The sequence below is a fragment of the Ruminococcus sp. AM43-6 genome (assembly GCF_003461785.1).
Taxonomy (GTDB): Bacteria; Bacillota; Clostridia; order Oscillospirales; family Ruminococcaceae; genus Hominimerdicola; species Hominimerdicola aceti.
On the sequence record NZ_QTXU01000049.1, the window covers coordinates 1 to 7,279 of the forward strand.

The 7,279-nt window shown below is 43.7% G+C and carries 7 protein-coding genes; 3 read left to right on the plus strand and 4 right to left on the minus strand.

The features are described 5' to 3' along the window. Window positions 1-300: 300 nt before the first annotated feature. The 3 genes from DW938_RS13895 to DW938_RS13905 form a co-directional block, all read right to left on the minus strand. The gene (locus DW938_RS13895) at window positions 301-1,545 is read right to left on the minus strand and encodes an ROK family protein (RefSeq protein ID WP_118125508.1); all 1,245 of its coding nucleotides are present in this window, start codon (window positions 1,543-1,545) and stop codon (window positions 301-303) included. A 237-nt stretch (window positions 1,546-1,782) separates the two neighbouring features. Continuing rightward, entirely contained in the window at window positions 1,783-2,034 is a 252-nt protein-coding gene (locus DW938_RS13900; RefSeq protein WP_022287989.1) for a YdbC family protein, read from the minus strand. 61 nt (window positions 2,035-2,095) lie between these two features. Beyond that, window positions 2,096-3,994 carry a polysaccharide biosynthesis C-terminal domain-containing protein gene (locus DW938_RS13905; RefSeq protein ID WP_118125510.1) on the minus strand — a complete coding sequence of 633 codons (1,899 nt, stop codon included), beginning with the start codon at window positions 3,992-3,994 and terminating at the stop codon, window positions 2,096-2,098. A gap of 193 nt (window positions 3,995-4,187) precedes the next feature. On the opposite strand from DW938_RS13905, the gene DW938_RS15325 reads away from it, so the two are divergent. The 3 genes from DW938_RS15325 (at window position 4,188) to DW938_RS13915 (ending at window position 6,407) form a co-directional block, all read left to right on the plus strand. Next, the gene (locus DW938_RS15325) at window positions 4,188-4,310 is read left to right on the plus strand and encodes a hypothetical protein (protein WP_022287987.1); all 123 of its coding nucleotides are present in this window, start codon (window positions 4,188-4,190) and stop codon (window positions 4,308-4,310) included. 227 nt (window positions 4,311-4,537) lie between these two features. Beyond that, window positions 4,538-5,104 carry a sigma-70 family RNA polymerase sigma factor gene (locus DW938_RS13910; RefSeq protein WP_117923906.1) on the plus strand — a complete coding sequence of 189 codons (567 nt, stop codon included), beginning with the start codon at window positions 4,538-4,540 and terminating at the stop codon, window positions 5,102-5,104. Continuing rightward, window positions 5,055-6,407, plus strand: a complete 1,353-nt coding sequence (locus DW938_RS13915; RefSeq protein ID WP_118125512.1) for a PASTA domain-containing protein — start codon at window positions 5,055-5,057, stop codon at window positions 6,405-6,407. The genes DW938_RS13910 and DW938_RS13915 overlap by 50 nt, the downstream gene beginning before the upstream one ends. A gap of 37 nt (window positions 6,408-6,444) precedes the next feature. Here the strand turns inward: DW938_RS13915 and sleB are convergent, their stop codons facing one another. Continuing rightward, complete coding sequence (sleB, locus tag DW938_RS13920; protein WP_117859632.1) at window positions 6,445-7,116, minus strand: spore cortex-lytic enzyme; 672 nt, start codon at window positions 7,114-7,116, stop codon at window positions 6,445-6,447. Window positions 7,117-7,279: the final 163 nt, after the last annotated feature.

Genomic DNA, 7,279 nt, shown 5'->3' on the forward strand with positions numbered 1-7,279 from the left:
AAATCAGCTTATCTATTATATCATATTAGCTAAGCTTTGTCAAGACTTTTCTTTGTGAATTCTTTATGAATTCGTTTGAACTCTTTCAGAAAGCGTTCATCGTCATCATCTTATTCACATTCATTGCTCTCGTCAAGCAACTTTTATATTTTATCATCTACAGCGACATTTGTCAATAGCTTTTTCATTGTTTCTCTCTTTTATACATTTTCTGCCCGATAATTTAGATATTTTTCACTATGTTGTTCAGTTTATACTATATATAAGAAAAAGCAGGGCAAATGCCCTGCTCTGTTGCTCTTAATTATTAGAAGATGTATCAAATCCGCCCCTGTTAAAGAACAATTCTCTTATTGCAAGCGCACAGCCTGACAGGAATCTGTGCTTGTCCTCAATAATAGAAAGCTCGATCTTGCTTGAAACAAGCGCTCCGCCTATCTCTGTCACAGCGTCCTTTAATTTCTGGAACGCCTTTTCATTCTGGAATTTGAACTGATGAAGCACTATCTTCTGTGGGTTGGTAGAAAAATACAAGTTGTTAAGAAGCACCGCTAACAGCGTAAGCTCGCCGTTAAGTATCTCTTTTACAGCCTTGTCGTCTTTCTCGTATGCCATCGTTATCATATCCTGATTGACATTCTCAAAGCTTCCCCTTGCCGCCTCATAGAGAAAAGGCGTCTTTTCAGCAGAAAATACTTCCTTGAGTTTTGACATAGTAGCCGATGGAGTGAGTTCACTCTCAACACAGCCCCTTCTTCCGCAAGGACAAGTCCTGTCAGAATAAGGGTTGATTATCATCTTATCCACGAAGTTAGTTCTGTTATCATACGAAACGATCGGATCGTTAAGATTTGTCACAACAAAGTGCATAGTGTTGCCATACTGCAAAAAGGCTATGTTGTGTCTGTTTATATCCTTTGTTTTAAGGAAGTCGATATTTGCCATAGCCGTACCCTTTACAGAGTTGTCAAAAACCAGCGGAAGCTCAGTTTTCTCTCTTATTGCAGCCTTTAGCTTAGCATAATCAGGCTCGCCATCTTCAACATTGATACCAAGTCTTGAATACATAGTCGGGAATATGCCGAAACCTATGCCGAGAATAGAGTTCTTGTCAAGGCAGTTGTCGCCCAGTACCTCGTTTATAGACTTCTCAGTGAAATCAAAAATGGTGCTATAGTCCGTCTTTTCGTTGATAGCCAGGTTTCTCTTATCGAGAACTGCACCTGCCAGAGTTGACAGACCAACGCTTACGATATCCTCCTCTACCGTTACGCCTATAACGAACTTGTAGTGGTGATTTATGTCGATAAGTATCTTTTTTCTGCCTCTCGGAGCTTTTTCTGTAACGTGCTTGTATTCGCCTATTTCCTGTATTATCCCCTGCTCGATCATTTCATTTGTTATGATCGTGACAGCGGCTCTTGTAAGCTCTAAAGTTCCCGCAATGTCGATACGGGAAGTAGGGCCTCTCTGCTTGAGTATCTTGAGGACCTGCATACGGTTGCGCCTCTTGAGATCAAGCTTGCTAATGCCATGCTGTTCCATATAACTATAATTCCCTCCGAATATATTATTACTTGCCCTGTACGTTCAAAGCGTTCCGTGTCCTTTAAATACTGATACGAAACGCCTTTTATGTGCAAGCTTCCGGCGGCAGCCATGCATGAAATAATGCACAACTCCGCCGTTTAATTGTTCTTCTCGGAAATTATAGCAAACATTTTTAAACTCATGATTAACAATTGATTATCATTTAACTGTTTACCGAACATTTACAATTTTTTAAAGAATGTCAGCCTCGTTGATATCGTCCTCTATCTCCTCACCGTTGAGAATAGCCTTGAGAGTTTCAACTTCTTCGTCTGTAAGAGTGATACCCTTGCCCATTCTACTGTGGTCTGGATTCCATTCTCTCAGGTCATATTTAGGCTCTCTCTCGTTCCAGGAAACCTTGTTAAGCTCCTTTGTCCAGCCCTTAGCGTTTTCAGAAAGTACGCCTATACGCTCTGTGATCTCAAATTTCAATTCTGCCATGATAAAAACCTCCATTGGTGTAATAAGAGCATAGCCCCTTTATCTATAAAACGCAGTATCTCTACCGCTTTTTATATGCCCATTCAATAAGCTTATCCCATATCTGTCTGCGGAATATAAAGCCGCATACAAGTGTCTGCACCGCCGCCGCAAGCACGCCGAACCAAAGTCCTGCCGCCGCACCAAGCAGTATATCAAGTGCCGCAATGCCAATGAAAACATCTGCTGGCCTGCGGTTTTTGATAATAAAAGCCACCGCCAGTATCAGAAATGCCACCGCTGCCCATACCATGCCGTGCCTGATAACTAGACTCAGCGGCATAAGCACCATAAAGATATACATAAGTCTGTTCTTGTTTTTGTATATTGCAAAGGCAAAGCCTGCCAGAAGCAAAGCATACACAATAATGCCCCTTGTGAGCAAGTCTATGAGTACAAATACAGCCAAGCCGCCTATAACTGCGCAAAGCTTTGCAGTGCTAAGGCTCACAAAATGTGAAGCTATCCTTGCAGGAAGCACCTTGTAGAATATGCTCTCCACAGCCTTTCGGTTGAGTATAAAGACCGCAAAGAAAAGCAGTGCCACCACTCCGTAAAGCGGAATGTGATGCATAAGATCAGTTTCAAAAAGGCAAATGAACATCATCACAAGGATAACGATGTTGTTCACTATCATCTTTTTCATATCTATCCTGAACGGCACTAGCTTTCTCGAGTCTATGGCTCTTATGATGAAAACCGTCATGTAAGCCGCCACCGTGGATATAGGCGGACCGTAAAGTCCTATCCTCGGTATGAGTATAACATTCAGCCCCACGTTTATCACACCTGAAACAAGGCTCGTAAAAAGTGACCTCTTTGTCTGCTTTGAAGCAAGATAAATAGACCCCATAAAAGTGGTGAAGCATGAATAAATGGTCGCATATATGATGATAGGCGAGTATTTTACGCAGTCACGGAAATCTGCGCCTATCCAGAAGTTAGTCACAGGCTGAACGATAAGCAGACAGCCTGCCACAAGAATATACAAAAGACTCTGATTGAAATCAAAAACGTTCTCATAGAAGGAATCTCTGTCATCAGAATCGTCCTCAGTGATAGCCGACATATTCCAAGCCTGACCGAACATAAGATATACCGTTGACACAAGGTTAGGTATCTTGTAAGCCGCCGACAGCACGCCGTTGTAGTCCGAGCCAAGATAGTGGGTAGTCATAAATGAATCCGAGCTGTTTGTTATGAGCCACAAAAGCTGAGCAGGGATAAGAGGCACAGAGTATTGAAGCATTACCTGCAAAAGCTCCCTGTCAATATCCTTGAAGTTTATATATCTCCAAAGCTTTGACTTGAACGTGAGAAATACCACCGAGATAAGGTCGGAAAGAATGGTAGCGAGCAGATACTTTTCAATGCCCGTGCCGTGACCGAGAAATCCCTCAGGAAGCACCATATAAAACAAAGCCGTCCAAAACAGCGTAAAGAACGTGGTCAGTATGCCGTTAAAAGCAAACAGCTTCACCTGCTCCATTGCACGCACGAAAGTTGAGTAAAGCGACTTCATGCTTGATGTGAATACATATATATATAGTATCAAGCTGTATCCGCCAATATACTTGTCAGCAATTCCCGTCACCGACACAATAGGCAGCAAAATACCGAACACCGCCAGACCAAAGAAGCATATAAGATTGCCAAGGGTAAAGACCTTTACCTTGTCATAAGCCTTGTCAAGACCAAATCTGATTATAGCCTCCGTGATAGTCATGGTCACAAGAGGTATTATCCAGTTAGCTATCTGAGTGAGAACGTCCGTAACGCCCAGCTCAGCCGTAGTAAGATAGTTGGTGTATATAGGCACAAGCAACAGCACAAGGACTTTTGAGCTGAAAGAACCTATAGCGAACACCAGAGTATTTGAAAACAGCTTTTTGTAGCTGCTTTGTTTGCCTGTTTCTGCCATTTAAAATTTCCTCATTACATAAAAATATAACACATAGAGATATTATAACACAATGCTTTGATTTTTGCAAATATTTTTATAAAAAGCCGTATTTTTTCACAAACCGCTTGCAATCAGAGCAAGATTATAGTATAATAGACCTAAAGAAAAGGGCTGTAAAAACAGCGTCACAGAATTACAGGAGGAAGATAACATGAGCAAAGCAACAAAAGTATTTCTGATACTTTTCGTATCTGTATTCACAGCAGGAGTAGCTGCAAATATCATCTGTGAGATATTCAAAACAAGACTTCAGAAATATTATTCTGTAGACTAAAATTTAGCATGGTACAAAAACGTTTATTGTAGGGGAACGGCTCAATTTCCGTTTCACAGAAATGCGACGTCCCGCTTAGTCGGGGCTATTCCCAGCAAGCACTCAGGACGGCTTCTGCCGTCCTTTTTCTTTACAAAAAACTTTTCACAAAGCTGAAACTTTTTCAGCAAAATTCCCGACTATTAGGGTGAAAGCTCACAGAGCAAAAAAAGAAAGGAGGAAAAACCATGGGAACAGAACTAAAAGATACATTCGTGCAGGCTTATAATGATACATACGATTATATAGACCGCTATCTCACCTCAAAGCTTCCCACCAGAGATCTTATAGAAGACGCACTCCAAAGCGTGTATCTTGATTTTTACCGCTCCCTTATCACCACTGAGGGGAAAATAAAAAACGTCAGGCATTACGTCCTGCGTATAGCCAAGCATTATGTTGCAGACCATTACAGACAACAGCCTAAAGCCACATTCGAGGATATCACCGACCTGAATATCCCCGACGAAAAAGCCCTTGCTACCCTTGAAAACGCCGACTTTTTCGACTATGAGCAGGTGATGAGCTATCTCAAAAGCTCCGACGATACCACCTACCGCATTTTCGTACTGCATTATCAGTACGGCTATACTATCAAGAAAACCGCGTCATGCCTGGGCTTGTCCCAGTCCACCGTAAAATCAAGACTATACCGCACCCTTGACAAGCTGAAAAAAACATACTGTGAAAAGGAGGAACAAAGCAATGAAAATGACAGATATAATGAAAAAGTCCCGCAGCGAAAGCAAGTCTGAAAATCTTGACGCTATCCTGCAAAAAATAGACAATAAAGCCTTTATCACCAACTCAGCCGACAGCGCACACACAGAAACAAAACCCCAGCCTATAAAGCTTAGAAGAAAATCCATCGGCATAGCCGCAGCAGCAGCCTGCGCCGCCATAGCAGTGGGAGCATTCGCATTCAGCGGACTTTTAAAGCCCGATATCGACGCCACCACCCCTGCCCCCTCAACAGCCTCCACCGATACCACAACACAGCCGCCCCAGACTCCACAGCATATCACAGTGCCGAAAGTTATCAACAAGACCTATGCCGAAGCCGAAAAGCTTATCGCACAGGCAGGCGGCACGCCCGTAAGACGTGATAGATATAGCGATACTGTCGCCGCCGAAACTGTCATGAATACCGAGCCTGCCGCAGGGGAAGAAATACAAGCAGGGCAAGAAGTCAACCTGTTTGTGAGTAAAGGTCCAGTTCCTGAGCAAAGAACTTATATCCACAATGACAGTTCACAGACCGACTCTGACGAACAGACCGATAAACAGCTCACCGAAGACGAGCTTTGCACATATGAAGCGGCAGATATAGAGATACCGACCTTTACCGAACGCCTCACTGACCTTGAAAACACAGACGATCTTGACATAATACTTTCCGCACTAAATTCAAGAACCTCAGACTTCGGCATAATCTCCGCCGAAAACCATGAAACCTACCTTGATGTAACAGTGAACACCGAAAATGACGTCACCTGCACAAAAGCCTACCTCCAAGCATACGGCATAAATATCGACCTTGTGGACGTCCACACCGCCTACCCAGAGCCGACAGGCGAACTCCCCGTCAGCGATACGCCTATAACAAATCCGTATAAAGTATCAAATCTTTTGTGCGACCTGGAAGAAATGGGTTACCGCCCAACTTTCACCTCCTGCGGCATTTATGACCAAGGCAACAGATGTGAGGTAACAGTGCTTTATGAACACAACATCAAGGAAATGGAAGAGCTTCTGCAAAGCTGTAACGTTGATATGTCGATAGTCACAATAACCCTCGGCGGCAAAGCAGAAGTCACCCCCGGCTACAGAAGCCCAAGAGAGATACTCGAAGAAGTAAAAGACGTTTTCCATATAAATGATGTAAGAATAGCCATAACAGGCAAGACCTCATATGTATACGCCTATGCCATAGACATCTCCGATACCGAAAAGCTCGCCGATATAGCAGGCTATATATCCCGTAAATTCACCGACGATATCCTCTATTCCATACCAATATCCCTAAACGGCAGCGATTACTTTTTCGTACATAAATAGCACAAAACCGCTCTGCACTGCGCAGGGCGGCTTTTTTTCACATACAAAACCTATGGCTTCCAATAACCGTCACCGTAGGCTTAGCGTGCATATAAGCGTTTGAAGTCTTGGCAGGATTGTAGTAGTAAACACAGCCGTTTGTGGGGTCCCAGCCGTTCAAAGCGTCACGGGCAGCATTGTAAGCGGAAGCGGCAACAGGCTCGTTGAACTGTCCGTCTACCACCGCCGTAAAAGCGCCGTTTTGGTAAATGACCCCCGAAAGCGTGTCAGGGAAAGAAGGGTGTTCAATGCGGTTGAGTATCACCGCACCCACAGCCACCTGCCCCACATAAGGCTCGCCCCTGGCCTCGGCAGAAATTATCCTCGCCAAAAGATTGATATTCTGCTCCGTAGCCGACGGCACAGAGCCGATAGATATTCCCAGCGCCCGAAGCGTCTGCGGACCTGCCGTCCCCGTCTGACTTATCCCCTGCTGTTTCTGAAATTTTATCACAGCGGCTTTTGTTTTCTCACCGTAGTATCCCGTCACAGAGTCGTTGAACAAACCACGTTCTTTAAGGCGTTCCTGAATAGCCCTCACCTCACTGCCGCTAGACCCAAGCTGAGAGAGCGCACTGTCCGAACCGCCCCAAAAGGCATTCACCGCCGCCAGCGAAACTCCCACCGCCAGCACCGTCACCACAGCTTTTTTCACAAGCAGATTTTTCATTGTTCTCATAAGATCACCTCCTGAAAATCTGCATTTATTTTTTACAGCATTTACAGATTTATTCACGCAATGTCAATATACACAAATTCAGTGGCACAAATTTATGCAAACAAATGATTTATCTTTTAATTTGGCAACATTTCTGCAATTGTTGCATTTTTTA

Coding starts and splice junctions, on each gene's coding strand:
- DW938_RS13895 (WP_118125508.1), bottom strand. CDS start 1,545: ATGGAACAGCATGGCATTAGCAAGCTTGATCTCAAGAGGCGCAACCGT.
- DW938_RS13900 (WP_022287989.1), bottom strand. CDS start 2,034: ATGGCAGAATTGAAATTTGAGATCACAGAGCGTATAGGCGTACTTTCT.
- DW938_RS13905 (WP_118125510.1), bottom strand. CDS start 3,994: ATGGCAGAAACAGGCAAACAAAGCAGCTACAAAAAGCTGTTTTCAAAT.
- DW938_RS15325 (WP_022287987.1), top strand. CDS start 4,188: ATGAGCAAAGCAACAAAAGTATTTCTGATACTTTTCGTATCTGTATTC.
- DW938_RS13910 (WP_117923906.1), top strand. CDS start 4,538: ATGGGAACAGAACTAAAAGATACATTCGTGCAGGCTTATAATGATACA.
- DW938_RS13915 (WP_118125512.1), top strand. CDS start 5,055: ATGAAAATGACAGATATAATGAAAAAGTCCCGCAGCGAAAGCAAGTCT.
- sleB (WP_117859632.1), bottom strand. CDS start 7,116: ATGAAAAATCTGCTTGTGAAAAAAGCTGTGGTGACGGTGCTGGCGGTG.